We start from the raw sequence: 23,652 nt of genomic DNA, 5'->3' as shown, positions 1-23,652 counted from the left end.
GCCATTCGGCCCCGTTCTCGTTTCAGCTGGCGGTCACGCCCGTGCTTATTCCCCCGGGATGTCCTTGCGCAGCTTGACCGGGTCTTCCTTGCGCCCGCGTGCGGTGCGCATGCGGATGTTCAGCGCTTCCACGGCCAGGGAGAAGGCCATGGCGAAGTAGACGTAGCCCTTGGGCACGTGGACTTCGAACGACTCGGCGATGAGCACGGTGCCGACCACCACCAGGAAGGACAGCGCCAGCATCTTCAGGCTCGGGTGCTTGTCGATGAAGTCGCTGATGGTGCCGGCGGCGGCCATCATCACCAGCACGGCGACGATGATCGCGGCGACCATCACCGGCACATGGGAAACCATGCCCACGGCGGTGATCACCGAGTCCAGGGAGAACACGATGTCGATGATGGCGATCTGGATGATGGTGCCGATGAAGTTGCGCGCGACGCCGCCGGCCTGCGGCTGCTCGGTTTCATCCTCGCCTTCGAGGCTGTGGTACATCTCGGTGCTGCTCTTCCATAGGAGGAACAGGCCGCCGAAGAACAGGATCAGGTCGCGTCCGGAGATGCCCTGGCCGAAGATATGGAACAGGTCGGCGGTGAGCCGCATGATCCAGGTGATCGACAGCAGCAGGAGGATGCGGGTGACCATCGCCAGCGCCAGGCCGAAGAAGCGGGTGCGCGCCTGCATGTGCGGCGGCATGCGGCCCACGAGGATGGCGATCATGATGATGTTGTCGATGCCCAGGACGATCTCCAGGGCGGTCAGGGTGAAGAAGGCGACCCAGATTTCCGGGCTGGTCAGCCATTCCATGATGCGGATTCCTCGTGTGTTTCAGCGGTCAGGGGGTTGGAGCACGACGAAGCCGGAACGTGCGCAGGCGCATTTCCGGCTTCGGCGAGGGCGCGTCGCCTGCGGTTCAGTGTGTACCGAACAGCGGGAACACGCCGAGTAACAGTGCGGCGAGCAGGATACACAGACAGATCATCACCGCCCACTTCAACGTGAAGCGCTGGTGGTCGCCGAATTCGATCTTCGCCAGGCCCACCAGCAGGTAGGTGGAAGGCACCAGCGGACTGAGCAGGTGCACCGGCTGGCCTACGATGGAGGCCCGCGCCATCTCCACCGGGCTGATGCCGTAATGGGCCGCCGCCTCGGCGAGCACCGGCAACACGCCGTAATAAAAAGCGTCGTTGGACATGAAGAAGGTGAAGGGCATGCTCACCAGCGCCGTGATCACCGCCATGTAGGGCCCGAGGGAGGGCGGGATCACCGCCAGCAGGCTCTTGGACATGGCTTCCACCATGCCGGTACCGGTGAGGATGCCGGTGAAGATGCCGGCGGCGAAGATCAGCCCCACCACCGCCAGCACGTTGCCGGCATGGGCCGCGACGCGCTCCTTCTGCTGCTGCAGGCAGGGGTAGTTGATGATCATGGCAATGCTGAAGGCGATCATGAACAGCACCGGCAGCGGCAGCAGGCCGGCGATCAGCGTCACCATCAACGCGGCCGTCAGCGCCGCGTTCACCCACAGGAGTTTCGGCCGGCGCGCTTCCGGGTACTGGGAGACGCTGATCTCGTCGTGGGCGGCCGGCTCGTCCGGCAGCTGCAGCACGCCGAGGCGCGCGCGCTCGCGCTTGCCGTAGGCCCAGGCCAGGCCGAACAGGGCCAGGGAGCCGGCGATCATGGCCGGGATCATCGGCACGAAGATGTCCGACGGGTCCACGTGCAGGGCGCTGGCGGCGCGGGCGGTGGGGCCGCCCCAGGGGGTCATGTTCATGATGCCGCCGGCGAGGATGATCAGCCCCGCCATGATCAGCGGGCTCATGCCCAGGCGGCTGTAGAGCGGCAGCAGGGCGGCCACGCAGATCATGTAGGTGGTGGCGCCGTCACCGTCGAGGGAGACGATCAGCGCCAGGGCGGCGGTGCCCACCGAGACCTTCAGCGGGTCGCCCTTGACCAGGCGCAGGATGGCGCGCACGGCGGGGTCGAACAGCCCGGAGTCGATCATCAGGGCGAAGTAGAGGATGGCGAACATCAGCATCACGCCGGTGGGCGCGAGCTTGCCGATGCCCTCCAGCATCATCGGGCCGATGCCGGCCGCGAAGCCGCCGAGCAGGGCGAAGGCGATGGGGACGATGATCAGCGCGATCAGTGCGGACAGGCGCTTGGTCATGATCAGGTACATGAAGGTCATGACCATGGCGAAGCCGAGGAAGGTCAGCATGGGAATCTCCGGACGAGGGCGAGGGCGAGGGCGGGGCTGGATCAGCGCGCGGGTCGGGTACGGAGAGGGGGCGGAACGAGGCCGTGAAGGCGGCAGGAGCGGAGCATGGCAATCACCCATCTTGTTGTTGTCGGGGTTGCCGGGCGTAGCGGATGCAGCGCCCGGCGGCCGGTCTTCGCCGGCGGTGGGGCGATGCTAAGGGGCGAAGCTTTCAGCCAGCTTTCGCGGCGAACGGGCGGTGAACGTGCCGCGAAATCCGGACGGGCGGTCAGCCCGGCCCAGCCTGCAGCAGCGCCAGCACGGCCACCAGCGTGGCGCCGGAAAGCAGCGTCTGCAGGGTGATGATGCCCGCCATCAGGTGGCCGTCGCCGCCCAGCTGGCGGGTCAGCACATAGGCGGTGGGTGCCGTCGGCAGGGCGAAGAACAGCACCAGGATGCTGCTCTCCATGGCCGGCAGCCCGAGCAGGTACGCCACGGCGAAGGCCAGGGCGGGCATGGCCAGCAGGCGCACCGCGCAGTTCCAGCCCAGGGCGGGCAGCTCGCCGCCCAGCTCGCGGGGCTGCAGCGCCGCACCGACGCAGAGCAGGCCCAGGGGCAGGCTGGCCACCGCCAGCAGGTTGAGCAGCCGGTCGATGCCGCCACCCAGGCCCAGGCCGGCGAGGTTGTAGGCGGCGCCGGCGAGGCAGGCGAGGATCAGCGGGTTCCTGGCGATCGGCAGCAGCAGGCCCCTGGCGCTGACGCCGCGCTCGGCGGTGAGCGACCACACCGACAGCAGGTTCACCGTCGGCACCATCAGCGCCAGCATCAGGGCGGCGATGGCCAGGCCCTCCTTGCCGAACAGGCTGCCGATGGCCGCCAGCCCCAGGTAGGTGTTGAAGCGCAGCACGCCCTGGGTGATGGCGCCGAAGCGTGCCGCCGGCCAGCCCATCACGCGGCGGGCCAGGAGCAGGGCGACCCAGCCGACGCCCAGACCCAGCAGCACCGCCAGGGCCAGGCGCGGCAGCGCGGGGTTGTCCAGCGGCGCCGTGGCCAGGCTGCTGAACAGCAGGGCGGGGAACAGGATGAAGTAGTTCAGGCGTTCGGCGGCGGGCCAGAAGGCATCGCCGGGGAAGCCCTTCAGGCGTAGCGCGTAGCCGCCGACGATCAGGGCGAAGAGGGGCCAGAGGGCTGCCAGCAGTGTGGTCACATCGGGTTCCGGTGGTCCGGTCGGGAGGCGGCCATCTTGTGCAACGCCGCGCACATGCGCAAGCCGACCATTGGCCGAGGCGCTCTCCAGCGTCTAGGTTTTCCCACTGCACAGGAGGACGTACCCATGACCCAGGTCCATATGGGCGGCTGCCATTGCGGGCGGCTGCGCTACCGCTTCGACGCCCCGCTCACCGATATCGCCCACTGCCACTGCTCGGACTGCCGGCGCACCAGCGGCGGCATCGTCACCACCTGGATCAGCGTGCCGCTGGCGTCCTTCACCTGGACCCGTGGCGAGCCGGCGCAGTACCACTCTTCCCCCGGCTGCTCGCGCTATTTCTGCGGTGGCTGCGGCTGCCTGCTCGGCCTCTTCACCCAGCAGGCCCCCGGCACCATGGACGTGACCATCGCCACCCTGGACGACGTGGCCGAGGCCCTGCCGGACCGGCACATCTGGGTGCGCAGCCGCCTGCCCTGGCTGCACCTGGACCCGGGCCTGCCGGAAGAGCAGGAAGAAACCCTGTAGCCGGCCCATGCCGCCCCTGTGGCTAAACAACGGGGTCACGGAACAATCGGGCCGAGCGGATACAAAGCCGCCCTGGACGCCTTGCGCTTGGGGGATGTCCCTCATCGCATTCACCATCGTGGTGATGGGTATCGCTTCGCTCAACCCATCCTACGGTGTGGTCATCCGTCACGGCAGCGCCTGCGCAGGGCGGGTGAAACCCACCAAGGTTCTGTGCACGAAACGCCGGGTTGCCCCCGACCTGCGGGGCTCACGCCACGTAGGGTGGGTAGAGCGGAGCGAAACCCACGCGGATGGTTCCCGGCGCTAGTCATTCCCTATCGGCTGCGCCTTGATCGTAGGGTGGGCTTCAGCCCACCGGTGGGGTTAGCCGTGGGGAAAACCGTCAGGGCAGCTCGAGCCCGCCGGCGTCCTTGTGCAGCTGGCGCAGGTGGGCACTGAGCTGGTCGAGGTTGAGTTGCACGGCGTCCAGTTCGGCGAGGATGCGCGGGTCGATCAGGTGGCGCACTTCGCGGTCGAGGTCGTCGGTGAGGCTGCGCAGCTTCTGCTGGCGGCTGTTGCTCTCGGCCTCCAGGCGCTGCCACTCGCTGGCCTGGGGCAGGCCGTAGCCGCCTTCGAGCATGTCCGCCGGGCGGCTGAGGAAGCCGCTGTTGGCGAGGATCTGCTCCAGGGTGCCGCCGGCCCGGGAGAATTCGGCATTGCCGAGCTTCTCGCGACTGTCGAGGTAACGGCGCTTGAGTTCGTCCTGGGCCAGCAGCATCTGCTTGCGCATGGCCGCCTGCTCCAGCAGCAGCAGGGCGGCGCTGGCGCGCAGGTCGGCGTCGGCGATCCAGGGGCGGCGTTGGTCGCCGGGCAGGTCGAGCCAGGTTTCCACGTCGGCTTGCGGCAGCTTCAGGCGCTCGCGGGCAATGCTGAACATGGCCTGGTAGCGGTCGCGGAAGGAGTCGAAGCGGTAGCCCAGGCGCAGGGCTTCCTTCGGGTCGCGCAGCGGTTCCGGGTCGGCCACGCCACGCCCTTCGAGCAGGGCCAGCAAACCGTTGGGCATGATGCTGTCGAGGTCGGCCAGGCGCGGGTCGGCGGTGCCGCTGCGCAACAGTTTGAGGGTTTCCACCGCGCAGTTGTTGGAGAGGAACCAGTAGTCGCCGTCGTAGCTCCAGTGCATCTCCGCGGCGCGCTCCACCAGTTGCTCCACCTGCTCGCGGTCGAGCTTGAGCGGCACCGAGGCGAGGCTGCGCATTTCCACCTTGGTGTATTCGTCGATCACCTGGGACAGCGGTAGCACGAAGAGGCGCGAGGGGTAGGCGCCGGTGAGGCCGTCCCAGCTGGAGAGCTGCACGTCGCCGACGAAGGCGCGGTAGGACAGCACCAGGTGCTGGTCGAGGTCGAGGCGGCAGTCGGGACCGCGTGGCCGGCCGGGGGCGCAGATGACCAGGCGCAGCATGCTGTGGCCCCAGCGGCTGACCCAGTTGTCGTTGGCTTCGGCGAACAGGTAGTCCACTTCATAGACCCGCTCGGGGTCGAGGCGCCCCAGGGGTTCGCGCCCGAAGTCGCGTCCGGCGTTGAGGTAGGCCAGCTCCCCGGCGCACTCGGCCTGCTGCGCGGGGGCCCAGCCGAAGTGCTGGCGCAGGTAGCGGTACAGCGCCGGGCGGCGGCAGGCGAAGGCGGGGTCGAGAAGGAAGTACTCCATGTTCACCGCGATGAATTCGCGCGGGTTGCTCAGCTCGTAGAGATCCGGGCTGCGCGCGACCTGGTGGTTCTCCGCCTCGCGGTCACCGCGCCGGCCGACCCGTTGCGGCCAGCCGGCGAGGTCGAGCAGGCGCGGGTCGTCGCTGAGGCTGAAGCGCCGCGCCACCTGCCCCCGGCATTCGCTGCGCTGCCCCACCAGGCCGGTGCTGCCGGCAGCCAGGCCACAGCGGAACTGCAGGCTGCGCTCGGCCGGGGTGCGCCAGCGGGCGCGGTCGTAGAGGTGGGTGAGTTCATGGAGGACGGTGGCCAGCAGTTCGCGGCGCACGGTGCCGTGGGGGCGGTGGGTCTTCTCGGTGGCGGCGCTGCCATCGGCCAGGGCCGGCAGCAGGGCGCGGTTGAGGTCGAGGGCGTCGATGCGGGTGGCGCGGCCGTAGGCGTTGTCGGGCAGGTCATCGGCCCAGGCGACCTCGACGCGGCGGTCGAGGCGCTGGACGAAGCTCGGTGGCAGGGCGGCGAGGGCTTCATCCAGCAACGCTTGGCTGGCCTGGCGCTGGGGCGCGCTCAGGCCGTCACTGTTCAGGTCCAATTGCAACTCGGCCCGAACTGTTGCGCTCGCCAGCAACCCCGCCAGGCAAACCCGGCGCAGGACAGTGGACAGGCGCACGGCCAAGACGGCGGTCAGAGCGCGAGGATGGCCTGGGCCAGGGTCTCGTCGCTGGCGTCGCGGGCCTCCGGCAGGCGCTCGCGCAGGGTGTTGAAGGCGGCTTCCAGCTGGACGCCGCGGATGTCGCCTGCGCTGGCGACGAAGCTGGCGGCGTCGTCGCGGGCTTCGCGGATCACCTTCATGTCGCGGATCGAGGTGGTGGTATCGGAGGTGAAGTCGATGCTGCGGCCGAAGGCGCGGACGATGATGTTGCTGGTGGCAACCAGGGTCTGTGCCTGGACGGCGCCGGCGACGAGGGTGAGGGCGGTGGCGGCGGCAATCAGCGTGCGACGCATTGGATCTCTCCGAAGGTGAAAACTGTACGGGTCATTGGACGGAAAACCCCAGGCGCAGTTCAAACCGAGCGAAGCGGCGCAGGGGGGCGCCGGGCCCGGGGCGCGGCGGGCGCCAAGGCTAGCGGAATGCGGGGTTCACGGCCAGGGCCGGCAGGCGCGGGGAGCGCCCGCCGGGAGGGGCGTCACAGGGCGAGGATGGCCTGGGCCAGTTGCAGGTCGCTGGCCTGCAGCTGCGGCTGGAGGCTGCGGATGTGCACGAGTGCGGCTTCCAGGCGTGCGCCACGGATGTCGCCTGCGCTTGCGACGAAGCTGGCGGCGTCGTCACGGGCGGCGAGGACGAGCTTGTCGTCGCGCAGGGAAGAGGTGACGTCCGAGGTGGCATCGAAGGTGGCGCCGAGGGCACCGACGACGGCATCGGTGGTGACCACGAAGCTGGTGGCCGAGGCGCTGGTGGCCAGGGCCAGCAGTGCGGCTGCGCCGAGCAGGCGGGAGAGGGGCATGGGGATAACTCCTGTGCGGGACGAAGGGCGCTGCACGCGCAGCGCCCCGTGGCGTAGAGCCTAGCGAAGCGGCGGGAGTCGTTCCAGTGGTGGCACGGGTGGCGGCAGCGCCTAGCGCCAGAAGGGCTTGTCCAGCTCCTGGCTGCGGTCGCACTCGCTGAGCCCGATATCCGCCAGTTGCTGCGCGTTCAGCTGTGCCAGTTGATGGCGGGTGCGCATGTTGCGCTGCCATTCGGCTACGCGGGCGAACAGGCGAATGGCCAGCGGGGTGCGCTGCCGGGGGGATTCGGCGGGGGCAGGGGAAACGAAGCTGCGTTCCATGGCGGTCTTCCTTCCCGCTCCAGGGCGGGTTCGGGTTATGGGAGACCATGTTCGCGCGCCGCAGCGCTTGGCGGCAGGGACAGCGGGGCGCAATTGTATTGGGTCAGTGGCTGCATGGCGGCAACTGTATCGGCCTTATTGCGCCGGGCTGTTCCGTTCGCGTTTCGAGGCCCCGAAAAAACGAAACCCGCCGGCGATACCTCTGCGGCGGGTTCTGTCAGGTGTTGCAGTGCGGCTGGCGCCGCTTCGGGCTTAGCGCCAGAAGGGCTTGTTCAGCTCCAGTTCGCGCTGCGCCTCGCTGATGCCGGCATCGGCCAGCAGGCGGGAGTCGAGCATCGCGAGCTGATGGCGGCTGGAGATGCGACGCTGCCACATCAGCAGGGTGGAGATGACGCGCAGCGGCCAGGAGGCCTTGGCGCTGGATTCGGAGGAGCTGAGGATCAGGTCGGAACTGAGGGTACGTTCCATGGTGGCGCTTCCTTCCCGCTTGTGGCGGGGCTAGAGGGGTTTGTCTGGTGCCTATTTTCTGTCCAGAACAAACGACCCAGTAGTCACAGCTGACTGAAATTGTACGGGTGGTACTGAGCAAGCTAACTAACTGTGCCTGCGAAATTTCGATCAGCTGTATTGGTGCCCCGTTGAAACCCTCGGCGAACGACGGGAAACCGGATTTTTCACTGCCGAAGCGAACTTCGGCAGGGATTGGCAGCAGTACAGTTGGCCTTTTACCGGGAGCTGTTTTTTGACCTGTTCGTCAGCAAAAAGTCCGCTGTACCGATTCAGCTGGCGAGCATGCGCCCGGTTTCTTCCAGGTTGATGTGCCAGTCCATGGCTTCGCGCAACAGATGGGGGGTGTGCCCGCCCTTGGCGCAGGCGCGCTCGAAGTAGTCGTCCAGTGCCGCACGGTAGTCCGGGTGCACGCAGTGGTCGATGATCGCCCGGGCGCGTTCGCGCGGGGCCAGGCCGCGCAGGTCGGCCAGGCCCTGTTCGGTGACGAGGATGTCGACGTCGTGCTCGGTGTGGTCCACGTGGCTGACCATGGGCACGACGCTGGAGATGGCGCCGCCCTTGGCGATGGATTTGGTGACGAAGATGGCCAGGTGGGCGTTGCGGGCGAAGTCCCCCGAGCCGCCGATGCCGTTCATCATCCTGGTGCCGCCGACGTGGGTGGAGTTGACGTTGCCGTAGATGTCGAACTCCAGGGCGGTGTTGATGCCGATGATGCCCAGGCGCCGCACCACTTCGGGGTGGTTGGATATCTCCTGCGGGCGCAGCACGAGCTTGTCCTTGTAGCGCTCGAGGTTGCCGAAGACATCGGCGTTGCGGCGCGCGGAGAGGGTGATGGAGCTGCCGGAGGCGAAGCGCAGCTTGCCGGCGTCGATCAGGTCGAAGGTGGAGTCCTGCAGCACCTCGGAGTACATGCTGAGGTCTTCGAAGGGCGAGTCGATCAGCCCGCACATCACGGCGTTGGCGATGCTGCCGATGCCGGCCTGCAGGGGCGCCAGGCTGTTGGACAGGCGCCCGGCCTCGACCTCGCGGGCGAAGAAGCCGATCAGGTGGTCGGCGATGGCCTGGGTCTCGGTATCGGGCGGCAGCACGGTGGAGAGCGAGTCCGGCTGTTCGGTGAAGACGATGGCGGCGATCTTCTCCGGGGGGATCGGGATGGCGGTGGTGCCGATGCGGTCGTCCACGCGGGTCAGCGGGATGGGCGTGCGGGTCGGCCGGTAGGTAGGGATGTAGACGTCGTGCAGGCCTTCGAGGTTGGTGTCGTGGGCCAGGTTGATCTCGACGATCACGCACTTGGCGAAGATGGCGAAGCTGGCGGAGTTGCCCACCGAGGTGGTGGGCACGATGTGGCCCTCCTCGGTGATGGCCACGGCTTCGATCACGGCGATGTCCGGCAGCTTGAGCTGGTGGTTGCGCAGCTGTTCGACGGTTTCCGACAGGTGCTGGTCGATGAACATGACGCTGCCATCGTTGATCGCCTTGCGCAGGGTGCTGTCCACCTGGAAGGGCATGCGCCGGGCCAGCACGCCGGCTTCGGTGAGTTGCTTGTCGAGGTCGTTGCCCAGGCTCGCCCCGGTCATCAGGGTGATCTGCAGCGGCTGCTGCTTGGCGCGCTCGGCCAGCGCGCGCGGCACGGCCTTGGCCTCGCCGGCGCGGGTGAAGCCGCTCATGCCGATGGTCATGCCGTCTTCGATGAGGGATGCGGCATCGGCCGCACTCATTACCTTGCCCAGCAGAGAGGGCAGGCGTACGCGATCAGGGTGCATGGGGGAACCTCGGGCAACGGGGGAGACGAGCCGCGCAGTCTAGGGGCTCTCCGGGCCGGCGCCTTCTATACCAAGGTCGAAGAGCGCGCGCATGAATGGAGGGTACGAAAGGAGGTAGGAGCGAATTCATTCGCGATTCGGCACGGCTTGGCGATGGGTTTCGCTTCGCTCTACCCATCCTACGGTGTGGTCTCTTGCTCCCTGGGGCTCATAAAAGAAAACCCCGGCGCGTGGCCGGGGTTTTCGGTGGTGCGGGGCAGGGGTCAGTCGACCGCCTTGACCATGTCTTCGATGACCTTCTTGGCGTCGCCGAAGACCATCATGGTCTTGTCGAGGTAGAACAGTTCGTTGTCCAGGCCGGCGTAGCCGCTGGCCATCGAGCGCTTGTTGACGATCACGGTCTTGGCCTTGTAGGCCTCGAGGATCGGCATGCCGGCGATCGGCGACTTCGGATCGTTCTTCGCAGCCGGGTTGACCACGTCGTTGGCGCCGAGCACCAGGACCACGTCGGCCTGGCCGAACTCGGAGTTGATGTCTTCCATCTCGAACACCTGCTCGTACGGCACTTCGGCCTCGGCCAGCAGGACGTTCATGTGGCCCGGCATGCGGCCGGCGACCGGGTGGATCGCGTACTTCACGGTCACGCCACGGTGGGTCAGCTTCTCGGCCAGTTCCATCAGCGCGTGCTGGGCACGGGCCACCGCCAGGCCGTAGCCGGGAACGATGATGACGGTGTCGGCGTTGGTCAGCAGGAAGGCCGCGTCGTCGGAGGAGCCCGACTTCACGGGGCGCTGCTCCTTGCTGCCGGTGGCGGCGCCGGCATCCGCATCGGCACCGAAGCCGCCGAGGATGACGTTGAAGAACGAGCGGTTCATCGCCTTGCACATGATGTAGGAGAGGATCGCGCCCGAGGAGCCCACCAGCGAACCGGCGATGATCAGCATCGAGTTGTTCAGCGAGAAGCCGATGCCGGCGGCTGCCCAGCCCGAGTAGCTGTTGAGCATCGACACCACCACCGGCATGTCGGCGCCGCCGATCGGGATGATGATCAGCACGCCGATGACGAAGGACAGGGCCACCAGCAGGGCGAAGGCACGGATGTCACCGGTGAGGGTGAAGTACAGGCCCAGGCCGATGATGGCCAGGCCGACCACCAGGTTGACCAGGTGCTGGCCCTTGAACTGGACCGGTGCGCCTTGGAACAGACGGAACTTGTACTTGCCCGAGAGCTTGCCGAAGGCGATCACCGAGCCGGAGAAGGTGATGGCGCCGATGGCTGCACCGAGGAACAGCTCCAGGCGGTTACCGGCCGGGATCGCATCACCCAGGGCGGCAACGATGCCCAGGGATTGCGGCTCGATGACGGCGGCGATGGCGATGAACACGGCGGCCAGGCCGATCATGCTGTGCATGAAGGCGACCAGCTCCGGCATCTTGGTCATTTCAACGCGCTTGGCCATGATCGAGCCGGCGGTGCCGCCGACCAGCAGGCCGACGATGACGTAGCCGATGCCCTGGGTGGCCAGCTCGGCGCCCAGCTTCCAGATCAGGCCGATGGTGGTGAGCACGGCGATGGCCATGCCGATCATGCCGAACAGGTTGCCGCGACGGGACGTGGTCGGGTGCGACAGGCCTTTAAGTGCCTGGATGAAGCACACCGAGGCGACGAGGTAGAGAACAGTGATCAGGTTCATGCTCATGGTCAGTGCTTCTCCGCCGACGCCTTGGGCGCTTTCTTCTTGAACATTTCCAGCATGCGTCGGGTGACCAGGAAGCCACCGAAGACGTTGACCGCGGCCAGCGCCACGGCCAGGGTGCCCATTGCCTTGCCCAGCGGGGTGACGGTGAGGGCGGCAGCCAGCATGGCGCCGACGATCACGATCGCCGAGATGGCGTTGGTCACGGCCATCAGCGGGGTGTGCAGGGCGGGGGTGACGTTCCAGACCACGTGGTAGCCGACGTAGATCGCCAGCACGAAGATGATCAGGTTGTAGATGCCGTCAGAAATCATATCCATGTCCGCTGCCCCTTAGCCGTTGGTGCGGACGACTTGCCCGTCGCGGCACATCAGGCACGCGGCGACGATGTCGTCTTCGAGGTTGACGTGGAACTGGCCGTCCTTGTCGAGGACCAGCTTGAGGAAGTCCAGCAGGTTGCGCGCATAGAGGGCCGAAGCATCCGCCGGCACCAGGGCCGCCAGGTTGCTGTAGCCGACGATGGTGACGCCGTGCTTGACCACGACCTGCTCGGCCTCGGTCAGCGGGCAGTTGCCGCCTTGGGCCGCTGCCAGGTCGATGACCACGGAGCCCGGCTTCATTTCGGCGACGGTCGCCTCGTGCAGCAGGGTCGGTGCCTTGCGGCCCGGGATCAGTGCGGTGGTGATGACGATGTCGGCCTGCTTGGCGCGCTCGTGCACCGCCTTAGCCTGGCGCTCCATCCAGGAGGCCGGCATCGGGCGGGCGTAACCGCCAACGCCCTGGGCGCATTCGCGCTCTTCGTCGGTCTCGAAGGGAACGTCGACGAACTTGGCGCCGAGGGATTCGATCTGCTCTTTCACTGCGGGGCGCACGTCGGACGCCTCGATCACCGCACCCAGGCGTTTGGCCGTGGCGATGGCCTGCAGGCCGGCGACGCCGGCACCGAGGATGAGGATGCGCGCGGCCTTCACGGTACCGGCGGCGGTCATCAGCATCGGCATGAAGCGCGGGTAGTGATGCGCGGCCAGCAGCACGGACTTGTAGCCGGCGATGTTGGCCTGGGACGACAGCACGTCGAGGCTCTGGGCGCGGGAGGTGCGCGGCGCCGCTTCGAGGGCGAAGGCGGTGATGCCGCGGGCATTCATGCGCGCGATGGTCTCGTTGCTGAACGGGTTGAGCATGCCGACCAGCACGGCGCCGGCCTTCATGAGGGCCAGTTCGGCATCGGACGGGGCCACGACTTTCAGCACCAGGTCGGCGCCGAAGGCGGCGGCGTCGCTGCCAATGGTGGCGCCGACGGCTTCATAGGCCGCGTCGGTGATGCTGGCGCTGACGCCGGCACCGCTCTGGACGGTGACCTGATGGCCTTGGCCGATCAGTTTCTTGATGGTCTCGGGAGTCGCGGCTACCCGCGTTTCACCGGCCAGGGTTTCGAGAGGAACACCGATGTGCACGTAAATTCTCCTGCGTGATCGTTGTGATTGACCAGCGCACTACGTTGGCGCTCTGGCGGGGGCGGATCAGCACAAAACCGCTGGTGCACAGGGTGCGAACCGGCGGGCGCGGCATTTTGCAGGCGAACCGCGAGTGCTTCAAGGAGTTCTGAAGCTAAACGCGGCAGTAACTACAAGTCACCAATTGACCGGTGAAACGGCCATTTGATTCAAAGCACCGCCCGGACTGGCTGCGAAGCCTATCCGGAGGCCCTGTGGGCGGGAAATGACATCCCTGACATGAATGGCTGTCCATCAGGCCATGCCGGACCCACTGGGGAGGCCGCGACATCCTGCCGTTATTGGCGGCGCGACTGTTAGTCAGCGTTTTTTATAGTTGCCATAAGTGTCTGGAAAACGGGGCTTGTGTAGCTTTGATGAATAATTGACTACAGGGTCAAATATCACTGAAAAGCCCATTCCAGAGGGGGAAGTGCAGGAAGGACGGACGCGCCCTGTGGTGGATTGTCGCGGTTGCGCCTCAAACCAGCAGGCCGAGGCTCTTGGCGCGCATCACCGCCTGGGTGCGGCGCTTTACGCCGAGCTTGCTGTTGATCTTCTTGGTGTGGGTTTTCACCGTGTTCACCGAGATGAACAGGTAGCTGCCGATCTCCTGGTTGGAGAAGCCCTCGGCGAGCAGCTGCAGGACCGAGCGTTCGCGCTGGCTGAGCAGGTTGCTGTGGTCGCCCGCACCCGCCGCACCGCTGCGCTCGCCGGGCTGGCCGGCGGCGGGCCACTCCTGCAGCAGGCCCTGCATGCCGAGGTTGGTGGCTTGCTGGCGAGCCTCGCGCTCCAGGTTGGCGGCATCGTCCAGGCCGAGCCAGCGGGCCGCCTCGGCCAGCGCCAGGCCGACTTCGCAGGCCAGCGGCCGGTACTGGAGGAATTCGCAGCGCTGCAGCAGGGGGCGCAGCATCGCCTCGGCCTGTTCGGCGCGGCCCGCCGCCAGGTGCCCCCGGGCCAGCAGGAGCAGGTTGCGCAACGGCAGGGTGGGGTAGTCCAGCGGTGGCATCCAGGGGCTGTCGCCCTCGAAGTAGCGCTGGATGCGCAGGCCCACCGGTTCGACGCGGTCCCAGCGCTGCTGCCGGGCGAGCACGCGCATGCTCTGCAGGCTGAGCACGCCGTTGAAGGACAGGCGCCAGACCTGGCGGCAATGCATTTCCCGCTCGGCATCACGCAGGTGGGCGAAGGCCTGGTCGAACTCGCCGCGCCGCGAGCGGAGTTCGGCGAGGCCGAGGTAGCCGTGCAGGGCGAAGGGGTCGGCGCATTCCAGGGCCTGTTCCAGGCCGATGCGCAGTTCCGTCTCGGCGTCGTCGAGGCGGCCGTGGATCAGGTGCAGTTCGCCCTGGATCAGGTGCAGGCGGCCGAGCAGCAGGCCGTCCACCGCCTTGCGCTGGCCGATCAGGGCGAAGCTCTGGGTGACCAGCCCCTGGGCGCGGGCGAACTCGCCGCGCAGCAGCAGCAGGCGGGTGCGGTCGAGGTTGATCAGGGTTTCGAACAGCAGGCTGCCCTGGCGCCGGGCGATCTCCAGGGCGTCGTGCAGGCGCACCGGGGCGAGGTCGGGCTGGCCGCTGGCCATGGCGATGCGGGCGAGGGCGGAGTGGCACAGCAGGATCGGCATCCAGTCCCGCTCGGGCAGGTGCTCCAGGGCTTGCTGGCAGTGCAGCGCGGCGTCCTGCCCGGGGCGGCCGCGCAGGGCGCCGAGTACGCCGTGCAGGGCCTGCCAGTTGGCCAGCAGCTTGCGGTTGCGGCGGCCGTCGGCCTGGGGCAGGAAGCGGCCGAGCTTGTGGATGCAGTCCTCGGCTTCGTCCAGGCGCCAAGCCAGGAGCAGGGCCCAGGCGTTGAGGGTGAGCAGGCGCGGCGTGCTCTCCAGCAGCAGGGCGGGGAGTCGGCTGCGCCAGGCGAGCAGGTGGGCGAGGTGCTGCTCGCCGGTGAGCCATTCCTGGCCCAGGTGTTCGAGGTAGTTGGCGGCGACTTCCGGTTGCCCGGCGCACAGCGCTTGTTCGATGGCGTCTTCCACCTGGCCGGCGGCGATGAACACCCGGCACGCAGCCAGGTGCAGGTGGGCCGCGGCGGTCGCCGAGATGCGGTTGTGCAGGACCTTGGCCACGGCGGGCAGCACGCGGTACCAGTGGCCGTCCTCGTCCAGCGGCATGCAGAAGGCCTGGCGGGCGAGCAGGCGCGAGAACAGCTCGGCGCCGTCGCTTTCCTCCCACAGCTGGCGGCACAGTTCGGCGGAGACCTTGGGCAGGTGGACCAGCGCGAACAGGCAGCGGGCTTCCTCGTCACCCAGGCGGGCGAGCAGTTCGTGGTCGAGGTATTCCTTGAGCCAGCAATGGCTGGCGGCGGCAGCGGTGCCGGGGCCGTGCGGGTGATTGCGGCTGGACAGCTGCAGGCGGGCGCCGGCGCACCAGCCTTCGCTCTCCTGCCAGAGTTCCTCGCGCTGGGCTTCGCTGGCCTGGGGGGCGAGCTGGTCGACCAGGCGCTCCAGTTCGTCGCGGGTCAGGGCCAGGTGGGTGGCGTCCAGTTCCTGCAGTTCGCCGGCCAGCAGCAGGCGTGGCAGGTTCCAGTCCGGCCGCTGGCGGGCGCTGACCAGCAGCTGCAGGTTGGGCAGGGCGCGGGCGAGCAGTTGGTCGATGCAGGCATCGAGTTCCGCCGGGGGCTGGCTCGGGTAGTCGTCGAGCACCAGCCACAGCGGCTTGCCGCCGCCATCGAGCAGTTGCAGCAGGGCGAGCGGCGCGGGCAGGTCGGGAACCGGGCGCTGCAGGGCGCCGGCGATCTGCGCGAGCAGCTGTTCGGGGTGCAGGGGCTGGCCGGCGAGGTTGAGCCAGAGCACCTGTTCGGGGTCGCGCAGGCCCAGCAGCAATTCGCTGAACAGCACGCTCTTGCCGAAGCCGGCCGGGGCGCAGAGCAGGCGCAGGCGGCTCTGTTCGGCGAGCAGGCGTTCGGTCAGCCGGGGGCGCGGCACATGGGCCGGCGGCAGGCGCGGGATGCTGGGGTGGGGGGCGCGAACGGACGGAACGCCGGAGCTGCTGCGGGGCATGGCGGTTCTCGCGGATGTTGTTGTTATGGGATGAACCGTGGTCATTGAGACTAGACCCAAGGCAGCGGCAGGTGAAGCGCTATGGCCGCGAATGATTGTGCGCCATAACGCAGCCCCGCAATGCACGCGCCCCGGGCATGCCGGGGCGCGCTTGCAGCGGTTGGAGCCTTGGTTCGGTCAGCGGATGCCGGCGTTGCGCAGGGCGGCCGGAGTGTAGTCGGCGCCGCTGGCCTTGAAGCCGAACTCGGTGCCGTGTTTCTCCTCGTTCTTCAGGCCCAGGGCGATGTAGCGGCCGGCGATGATGTCGTACAGGGCTTCCAGGGTGTAGCCGGAGACCTGCTGGCCGTAGTGGTACTCGGCGTGGCCTTCGCCGACGCGCCACAGCTGGCCGCGACCGTCGTAGTGATCGACCAGGGCGACCTGCCAGCTGTCTTCATCGATGTACATGTGGCGCTTGGCGTAGATGTGGCGTTCGCCGGCTTTCAGCGTGGCCTCGACTTCCCAGACGCGGTGCAGCTCGTAGCGGGTCAGGTCCTGGTTGATGTGGCCGGCCTGGACGATGTCCTTGTACTTGAGGGAGGTGGAGTCGAGCTTGTAGCTGTTGTAGGGGATGTACATCTCCTTCTTGCCGATGAGCTTCCAGTCGTAGCGGTCGGGCGCGCCGGAGAACATGTCGAAGTTGTCGGCGGTGCGCATGCCGTCGGCGGCGGTGCCGGGGCCGTCGTAGGCAACCTGCGGCGCCCGGCGCACGCGACGCTGGCCGGCGTTGTAGATCCACGCCAGGCGCGGCTCCTTGACCTGGTCGATGGTCTCGTGGACCAGCAGCACGTTGCCGGCCAGGCGCGAGGGCGCGAGGACCCGCTGCTTGAAGTAGAGGAGGATGTTGGCGGCCTTGTCCTGGTCGAGGTCGCTCATGTCGCCGGGGAAGGCGACTTCGTCCTGGAACTGCACCGGGGAGAAGGAGCCGTTGGTTTGCGGGGTGACCTGCACCACCAGGCGCCGGGCGTTGCCGCCACGGTAGCGGGTGATGTGGTTCCACAGCACCTGGACGCCGTCCTTGGGAATCGGGAAGGCGTAGTAGTGGCTGGCGGCGAAGTTGGACAGGCCGTTGCCGCCGTCCACCGGCTGGGTGTTGAGGGCGCTCTGCTTGGCGGCGGCGTAGATGGCGTCCGGCGCGGCGGCGGTGCGGTGGGTGGTGTAGACCGGGATCTTGTAGGTCTCGGGGTAGCGCTTGAACATCGCCAGCTGGCCTTCGGAGAGCTTGTCCTTGTACTGCGCGGCGTTGGCGGCGGTGATGGTGAACAGCGGTTTCTCGCTGGCGAAGGGGTCGGCGAGGAAGCCGTTGGCGTCGATGGCGGCGGCGTTTTTGGGCAGGCCACCGGTCCATTCGGGGATGCTGCCGTCGGCGTTGCCGGCCTTCTCGGCGCCCAGCGGGGTGAGGCTGGTGCCGAGCTTGGCGGCTTCGTCGGGCGATACCGCGGCCATCACGGTGGCGGCCAGCAGGCTGAGGGCCAGCACACCGCCTTGCAGGATTCTTGTGGTTCTCATTGTGCGAGTCCTATGCGGTCGTTGATCAGAAGTTCAGGCCGAAACTGAGGGCGATGAAGTCGCGGTCAGTGGTGGTGTTGTAGTGGCCGCCGAAGAAGTCGGTGTAGCTGAGGCTGGCGGTGTAGGTGTTCTGGTATTCGGCGTTGAGGCCGAGGCTGATGGCTTTGCTGCCTTCGTTGAAGTTGGGGCCGTAGCCGTCGACGTCATGGGACCAGGCGAGGCTGGGGGTGAGGTTGATGCCGGCGAAGACGTTGCTGTAGTCCAGGGCGGCGCGGGCGCGGTAGCCCCAGGAGCTGCTGGTGTAGAAGCCCTTGTCGTTGCACTCGCGCTGCGCCGGGCTGGTGGCGGTGAGCGCCAGGCAGGTGGCTTGCGAGGAGAGCTGGCCGGGGCCGTAGATCGGGTCGCGGCCGTAGCGCAGCGAGCCCATGTCGTCGTCAAGGCCGCCGATGTGGTTGTAGCCGACCTCGGCCACCAGGGTCAGGCGGCTGGCGCCCATGACCTGGTCGACGAACTGGGTGGCGGTGACCTGGGCCTGGGTGACGGGCTTGCGCTCGTAGCCGTGGAGGATGGCGCCGGCGGTGTTGCTGCCGTGGCCACTCTCGAAGATCGGCGAGGAGGGGACGGCCAGGGCGGCGAAGGACAGGTCGGTGCTGTTGAGCTGCAGCGGCATGTTGGGGCGGAAGCTGAGCTCGCCGGCGACCGAGGTGCCTTCGATGTTGGTCTGGAAGCTCACGCCGTAGAGGCGGATGTCCTCGGGGTATTCGATGAAGTAGCGGGCACCCGGCGCGCCGGGGATGACCGCCAGGCTCGGGGTGGTGGTGCGGATGGTGCTGAACACCGGCCCGCGGCTGTGGTAGTTCATCGCATAGGCACCGAACTCGGTGTCGTTGAACTCCGGCACGAACCAGCGCAGGGCGACGCCGAACTGGCCGCTGTCGCGGGCGTCCTTGTCGCCGGCGCGGGGGATGTAGAGGGTGGCGCCGGTGTTGGTGGAGACGCCGGGCGGCAGGTCGGGGCCGTTGACGATAAGGCGGTCCGTGCAGCCGTCGGCGACCACGTCGGAGGTGGAGAAGAAGGTGCCGCAGTTGTCGGCCACCGTCTGGTCCCATTCCAGCTGGTAGAAGGCTTCGGCCGAGAGGCTGTCGGTCAGGCTCTGGGAGACGTAGATCATGTTGACCGGAATGAGGCCTTCCTTGATCTCCGCCCCGGGGCGGCGGAAGGCGGCGGCGTCGATGGGGTTGATGCTGTTGATCGAGTTGCCGATGAAGGTGCTCTCGCCCCAGCTCACTACCTGCTTGCCGACGCGCACGCTGCCGGGCAGGTCGCCCAGGTTGTAGTTGTGGTAGATGAAGGCGTCGAGGATCTGCGCGCCCGAGGACTTGGCGCCCTCTTTGCGGTTGTGGTCGTCGATGTCGTAGAACTCGCGGTGCTCGTCCTTCAGCTCGAAGTCGTACCAGTATTTGCCGCGGATGAAGACGCCGGTGTCGCCGTACTTCAGTTCGAGGTCATGGATGCCCTTGAAGATCTTCGAGAAGGTCTCGCCCTTCTTGAAGTTGAGGCGGCCGTCGTCGGAGGTGCGCGAGAGCGCTTCGCCACCGCTGGCGGTGGAGATGAATTCCGGGTCCGGCGCGCGGGTGCCCCAGCTCGCGCCGACCGACAGCGATGAGTCGAACTGCGCTTCTATCTCCCCGATGTTGAAGGTGACGGCGTACGAGGGGGCGGTGAATCCCAGTGCCACGGCGGCGGCCAGCGCGTGCGGCCGGAAGATTCCGCGCATTGTTCTTGTTGTCATGCGGCTCTCCAGTGAAGGATGAAGGAGGCCTCATGCTAATCAGCCGAAAGTCTGCCCATAACTGCCTGAACGGGCGATTTCACCCATCACCCGGGTGGGTGATGCCAGCGCTCGCACGGGCCTGTGCGGGGGCTTTTCAGGGCGATGGGGAGCGGGTGGGACGATACGGCCTGGCGGGCTGCTACTTTGCGTGACAGTGGCGGGCGTGTGGACTCAGTCCTGGCCGGCCTGCTGGCGGTAGAGGCGCGCGGCTTCCACCAGCCAGTCGCGGAAGGCGCCCAGGGCGGCGGATTCGACCTTGCGCTCGGGGATGATCAGGTAATAGGCCTTGTCGCTGCGGAAGCTGTGGTCCAGGGCGGCGACCAGGCTGCCGTCGGCCAGTTCGCGCTGGATGAGGAAGGGCGGGATGAGCGCGATGCCCATCTCGTGGGTGGCCGCCTGGGCGAGCATGGAGAAGAGCTCGTAGCGCGGGCCGCTCATGTCACGCGGGACGTTGAGGCCGAGGGAGCCGAACCACTGGCGCCAGGCATAGGGGCGGGTGGTCTGTTGCAGCAACGGAAGGCCGGCGATCTCGCTGGCGCTGAGGCGCTCGCGGCCACCCAGCAGGCGCGGGCTGCACACCGGCACCGAGTGTTCGTGCATGAGGAAGTGGGATTCGGTGCCCGACCAGTCGGCGTCGCCGAAGTAGAGCGCGGCATCGAAGGCGGTGTCGGCGAAGAGGAAGGGACGGGTGCGGTTGGTGAGGTTGACCGTCACTTCCGGGTGCAGGCGCTGGAAATCCGCCAGCCGGGGAACCAGCCATTGCGTGCCGAAGGTGGGCACTACGGCCAGTTCGATGGCCATCGCGCCCTGCTGGCCCATCACGGCGAGGGTGTCGCGCTCCACGGCGTCGAGTTGGGTGGCGATGCGGCGGGAGTAGGCGAGGCCGGCCTCGGTGAGCTTCACGCCACGGCGCGAGCGGCGGAACAGCTCCAGGCCGAGGAATTCCTCCAGCCCGCCGATCTGCCGGCAGATGGCGCTCTGGGTCAGGGCCAGTTCTTCGGCGGCCTTGGTGAAACTCTGGTGCCGCGCGGCGGATTCGAAGGCGATCAAGGCACTGGTGCTGGGGATCTTGCGGCGCATGCTGTACCTCTGCCTCACAATTGAGTGGCGTAAACGGCGGCTCGTGCGATTTCGGAGTGAGAAATTAGCACAAGAGGGTGCGAAATCCTCGTTTGCTCCTGGCGGCCGGCACTGTCTAGGATGAATGCATACGACAAGACGGGCGCGACCCGTTCCGCATCCACCGCTTACCGAGGATTCCTCCATGGCTGCCAAGGCTTCTTTCAACTGGATCGACCCGCTGATGCTGGACCAGCAACTGACGGAAGAGGAGCGCATGGTGCGCGACAGCGCCGAGCAGTTCGCCCAGGACAAGCTGGCTCCCCGTGTGCTGGAAGCCTTCCGCCATGAAAGGACCGACCCGGCGATCTTCCGCGAGATGGGTGAGGTCGGCCTGCTGGGCGCGACCATCCCGGCGGAGTACGGCGGCAGTGGCCTGAACTATGTGTGCTATGGGCTGATCGCCCGCGAGGTGGAGCGCATCGACTCCGGCTACCGCTCGATGATGAGCGTGCAGTCTTCCCTGGTGATGGTGCCGATCAACGAATTCGGCAGCGAGGCGCAGAAGCAGAAGTACCTGCCGAAGCTGGCCAGCGGCGAGTGGATCGGCTGCTTCGGCCTGACCGAGCCGAACCATGGTTCCGACCCGGGTTCGATGATCACCCGCGCGCGCAAGGTGGAGGGCGGCTACCGCCTGACCGGCAGCAAGATGTGGATCACCAACAGCCCGATTGCCGATGTCTTCGTGGTCTGGGGCAAGGACGATGCCGGCGATATCCGTGGCTTCGTGCTGGAGAAGGGCTGGGAAGGCCTGAGCGCGCCGGCCATCCACGGCAAGGTGGGCCTGCGGGCGTCCATCACCGGTGAGATCGTGATGGATAACGTGTTCGTCCCCGAGGAGAACATCTTCCCCGAGGTGCGTGGCCTGAAGGGGCCGTTCACCTGCTTGAACTCTGCCCGCTATGGCATTTCCTGGGGCGCCCTGGGTGCCGCCGAGTTCTGCTGGCACACCGCGCGCCAGTACGTGCTGGACCGCCACCAGTTCGGTCGTCCGCTGGCGGCCAACCAGCTGATCCAGAAGAAGCTGGCCGATATGCAGACCGAGATCACCCTGGCCCTGCAGGGTTGCCTGCGCCTGGGTCGTATGAAGGACGAGGGCACCGCCGCCGTGGAGATCACCTCCATCATGAAGCGCAACAGCTGCGGCAAGGCGCTGGACATCGCCCGCCTGGCCCGCGACATGCTCGGCGGCAACGGGATTTCCGACGAGTTCGGTATCGCCCGTCACCTGGTGAACCTGGAGGTGGTCAACACCTACGAGGGGACCCATGACGTGCACGCGCTGATCCTCGGCCGCGCGCAGACCGGTATCCAGGCGTTCTTCTGATCCGGAGTTGCCACTCCCTCTATATATAGAGGGCGTGGTGCCTGTCCTTCCTTCTCCTTTGGGTGATTCCATGGCCGGTGCCCTTTCGCATATCCGCGTGCTCGATCTTTCCCGTGTGCTGGCCGGGCCCTGGGCCGGGCAGATACTCGCCGACCTCGGCGCCGAGGTGATCAAGGTCGAGCGACCGGGGGCCGGGGACGACACCCGCTCCTGGGGCCCGCCCTATCTGAAGGACGCCGATGGCCGGGATACCAGCGAGGCCGCGTACTTCCTTTCCGCGAACCGCAACAAGCAGTCGGTGACCATCGATTTCACTCAGGAGGAGGGGCAGGCGCTGGTGCGCAAGCTGGCGGCGGAGTCGGACATCCTCATCGAGAACTTCAAGGTGGGCGGGCTGGCGGCCTATGGACTGGACTACGAATCCCTGAAGGCGATCAATCCCCGCCTTATCTATTGCTCCATCACCGGCTTCGGCCAGTTCGGGCCCTACGCCAAGCGCGCGGGCTACGACTTCATGATCCAGGGGCTGGGTGGGCTGATGAGCCTGACCGGGCGTTCGGATGCCGAGGAGGGGGCCGGTCCGGTGAAGGTGGGAGTGGCCCTGACCGATATCCTCACTGGGCTGTATTCCTCCGTCGCCATCCTCGCTGCATTGACCGCGCGCGGGACGACCGGGCGTGGGCAGCACATCGACATGGCGCTGCTGGACGTGCAGGTGGCTTGCCTGGCCAATCAGGCGATGAACTACCTCACCACGGGGAACGCGCCTCGCCGGCTGGGGAATGCGCACCCCAATATCGTGCCGTATCAGGACTTCCCCACCGCAGACGGGGATTTCATCCTCACCGTCGGCAACGATGGGCAGTTCCGCAAGTTCTGCGAGGTCGCCGGCCACCGGGAGTGGGCCGACGACCCGCGTTTTTCTTCCAACAAGGCGCGGGTGGCGAACCGGGCCGAGCTGATCCCGCTGATCCGCCAGGCCACCGTGTTCAAGACCACGGCCGAGTGGGTGGCGGCGCTGGAGGAGGTTGGCGTGCCCTGTGGGCCGATCAACGACCTGGCGGCGGTGTTCGAGGATCCCCAGGTGCTGGCCCGTGGCTTGAAGGTGGAGCTGCCGCACGCGCTGTCGGGGCTGGTGGCCCAGGTGGCGAGTCCGCTGCGGTTGTCTGACACCCCTGTCGAATACCGTCTCGCACCGCCGCGCTTGGGCGAACACACCGATGAGGTGCTCGCGCGGGTACTGGGGCTGGACGGCGGCGCTATAGCCACGCTGCGCGACAAGCAGGTTATCTGATCCCTTCTATATATAGAGGGAAAGGGGATTCCTGACCGTTTGAACAAAAGATTCAGCTTTTTTCAAAATGGGGGTTTACACCCATCCCCGCTCATGTAGAATGCGCGCCTCGCTGAAGCGGAAAGCTCCGCCGAAGCGAGTAAGTTGTTGAAACGAAAAGAAATTTTCCAAAAACAACTTGACGCGGTACTGGGGTGATGTAGAATGCGCCCCTCGCTGAAGAAGACGAAGTCAACTGAAGCGCAAGTCGTTGAGTAGAAAGAAAAAATTCTTCGAAAAACAGCTTGACAGAAAGAAAGGCTGCTGTAGAATGCGCGGCCTCGGTTGAGACGAAAGACTTGATCGAAATTGCTCTTTAACAACTTGAATCAAGCAATTCGTGTGGGTGCTTGTGATGTAAGACTGGTAGTCGACTGATTATCAGCAACACAAGTAACACTCGTGAATTCGAGAGTTTACTTGCGATTGCTGAGCCAAGTTTAGGGTTTTCTCAAAACCCAAGCAGTATTGAACTGAAGAGTTTGATCATGGCTCAGATTGAACGCTGGCGGCAGGCCTAACACATGCAAGTCGAGCGGATGAGTGG

Annotated in this window: 19 protein-coding genes and 1 rRNA gene; 4 read left to right on the top strand and 16 right to left on the bottom strand. The window is 66.8% G+C overall.

The features are described from left to right. Positions 1 to 45: 45 nt before the first annotated feature. The 3 genes from DMX10_RS23285 to DMX10_RS23275 form a co-directional block, all read right to left on the bottom strand. On the bottom strand, positions 46 to 807 hold the full coding sequence (locus DMX10_RS23285) for a TerC family protein (RefSeq protein WP_111263312.1): 762 nt from the start codon (positions 805 to 807) through the stop codon (positions 46 to 48). Between the two features lie 106 nt (positions 808 to 913). Beyond that, positions 914 to 2,221, bottom strand: a complete 1,308-nt coding sequence (locus tag DMX10_RS23280; protein WP_111263311.1) for a CitMHS family transporter — start codon at positions 2,219 to 2,221, stop codon at positions 914 to 916. Between the two features lie 268 nt (positions 2,222 to 2,489). Further along, a complete protein-coding gene (locus tag DMX10_RS23275) occupies positions 2,490 to 3,461 on the bottom strand; it encodes an AEC family transporter (protein WP_371921723.1) in 972 nt (323 codons plus the stop codon). Positions 3,462 to 3,533: 72 nt separating this feature from the next. Here DMX10_RS23275 and DMX10_RS23270 point away from each other — a divergent pair, with 72 nt between their 5' ends. Beyond that, positions 3,534 to 3,935: a GFA family protein gene (locus DMX10_RS23270; protein WP_111263309.1), complete on the top strand. Its 402-nt coding sequence runs from the start codon at positions 3,534 to 3,536 to the stop codon at positions 3,933 to 3,935. Between the two features lie 385 nt (positions 3,936 to 4,320). Here DMX10_RS23270 and DMX10_RS23265 read toward each other — a convergent pair whose 3' ends face one another. From DMX10_RS23265 to DMX10_RS23205, 13 genes are all read right to left on the bottom strand, one after another. Beyond that, positions 4,321 to 6,267: a DUF4105 domain-containing protein gene (locus DMX10_RS23265; protein WP_111263334.1), complete on the bottom strand. Its 1,947-nt coding sequence runs from the start codon at positions 6,265 to 6,267 to the stop codon at positions 4,321 to 4,323. Positions 6,268 to 6,299: 32 nt separating this feature from the next. Further along, on the bottom strand, positions 6,300 to 6,620 hold the full coding sequence (locus DMX10_RS23260; protein ID WP_111263308.1) for a DUF2388 domain-containing protein: 321 nt from the start codon (positions 6,618 to 6,620) through the stop codon (positions 6,300 to 6,302). 182 nt (positions 6,621 to 6,802) lie between these two features. Continuing rightward, positions 6,803 to 7,120, bottom strand: coding sequence for a DUF2388 domain-containing protein (locus DMX10_RS23255; RefSeq protein WP_111263307.1), 318 nt, complete (start codon positions 7,118 to 7,120; stop codon positions 6,803 to 6,805). A gap of 111 nt (positions 7,121 to 7,231) precedes the next feature. Next, positions 7,232 to 7,441 (bottom strand): DUF1127 domain-containing protein, encoded by a 210-nt coding sequence (locus DMX10_RS23250; RefSeq protein ID WP_111263306.1) that lies wholly within the window; start codon positions 7,439 to 7,441, stop codon positions 7,232 to 7,234. Between the two features lie 252 nt (positions 7,442 to 7,693). Then, on the bottom strand, positions 7,694 to 7,909 hold the full coding sequence (locus tag DMX10_RS23245) for a DUF1127 domain-containing protein (RefSeq protein ID WP_111263305.1): 216 nt from the start codon (positions 7,907 to 7,909) through the stop codon (positions 7,694 to 7,696). Between the two features lie 311 nt (positions 7,910 to 8,220). Continuing rightward, positions 8,221 to 9,714: an acetyl-CoA hydrolase/transferase family protein gene (locus DMX10_RS23240; RefSeq protein ID WP_111263304.1), complete on the bottom strand. Its 1,494-nt coding sequence runs from the start codon at positions 9,712 to 9,714 to the stop codon at positions 8,221 to 8,223. A 263-nt stretch (positions 9,715 to 9,977) separates the two neighbouring features. After that, a complete protein-coding gene (locus DMX10_RS23235; protein WP_111263303.1) occupies positions 9,978 to 11,414 on the bottom strand; it encodes an NAD(P)(+) transhydrogenase (Re/Si-specific) subunit beta in 1,437 nt (478 codons plus the stop codon). A gap of 2 nt (positions 11,415 to 11,416) precedes the next feature. Continuing rightward, on the bottom strand, positions 11,417 to 11,731 hold the full coding sequence (locus tag DMX10_RS23230; RefSeq protein WP_021217425.1) for an NAD(P) transhydrogenase subunit alpha: 315 nt from the start codon (positions 11,729 to 11,731) through the stop codon (positions 11,417 to 11,419). Between the two features lie 12 nt (positions 11,732 to 11,743). Continuing rightward, positions 11,744 to 12,865, bottom strand: a complete 1,122-nt coding sequence (locus DMX10_RS23225) for a Re/Si-specific NAD(P)(+) transhydrogenase subunit alpha (RefSeq protein ID WP_111263302.1) — start codon at positions 12,863 to 12,865, stop codon at positions 11,744 to 11,746. Positions 12,866 to 13,385: 520 nt separating this feature from the next. Beyond that, positions 13,386 to 15,944, bottom strand: coding sequence for a LuxR C-terminal-related transcriptional regulator (locus DMX10_RS32825; protein WP_158545621.1), 2,559 nt, complete (start codon positions 15,942 to 15,944; stop codon positions 13,386 to 13,388). 177 nt (positions 15,945 to 16,121) lie between these two features. Continuing rightward, positions 16,122 to 17,492: a DUF1329 domain-containing protein gene (locus DMX10_RS23215; protein WP_111263301.1), complete on the bottom strand. Its 1,371-nt coding sequence runs from the start codon at positions 17,490 to 17,492 to the stop codon at positions 16,122 to 16,124. Between the two features lie 25 nt (positions 17,493 to 17,517). Continuing rightward, complete coding sequence (locus tag DMX10_RS23210) at positions 17,518 to 19,284, bottom strand: DUF1302 domain-containing protein (RefSeq protein WP_111263300.1); 1,767 nt, start codon at positions 19,282 to 19,284, stop codon at positions 17,518 to 17,520. 213 nt (positions 19,285 to 19,497) lie between these two features. After that, positions 19,498 to 20,406 carry a LysR family transcriptional regulator gene (locus DMX10_RS23205; RefSeq protein ID WP_111263299.1) on the bottom strand — a complete coding sequence of 303 codons (909 nt, stop codon included), beginning with the start codon at positions 20,404 to 20,406 and terminating at the stop codon, positions 19,498 to 19,500. A 184-nt stretch (positions 20,407 to 20,590) separates the two neighbouring features. On the opposite strand from DMX10_RS23205, the gene DMX10_RS23200 reads away from it, so the two are divergent. The 3 genes from DMX10_RS23200 to DMX10_RS23190 form a co-directional block, all read left to right on the top strand. Beyond that, positions 20,591 to 21,772, top strand: a complete 1,182-nt coding sequence (locus tag DMX10_RS23200) for an acyl-CoA dehydrogenase (protein ID WP_111263298.1) — start codon at positions 20,591 to 20,593, stop codon at positions 21,770 to 21,772. Between the two features lie 70 nt (positions 21,773 to 21,842). Continuing rightward, on the top strand, positions 21,843 to 23,066 hold the full coding sequence (locus DMX10_RS23195; protein WP_111263332.1) for a CaiB/BaiF CoA-transferase family protein: 1,224 nt from the start codon (positions 21,843 to 21,845) through the stop codon (positions 23,064 to 23,066). A 509-nt stretch (positions 23,067 to 23,575) separates the two neighbouring features. Next, positions 23,576 to 23,652, top strand: a 16S ribosomal RNA gene (locus tag DMX10_RS23190); the annotation flags it as partial.

Source organism: Pseudomonas sp. 57B-090624 (genome assembly GCF_003234055.1).
GTDB lineage: Bacteria > Pseudomonadota > Gammaproteobacteria > Pseudomonadales > Pseudomonadaceae > Metapseudomonas > Metapseudomonas tohonis.
Note: the sequence above shows the minus strand (reverse complement) of the source record. Positions and strands in the feature narration are given on the sequence as shown.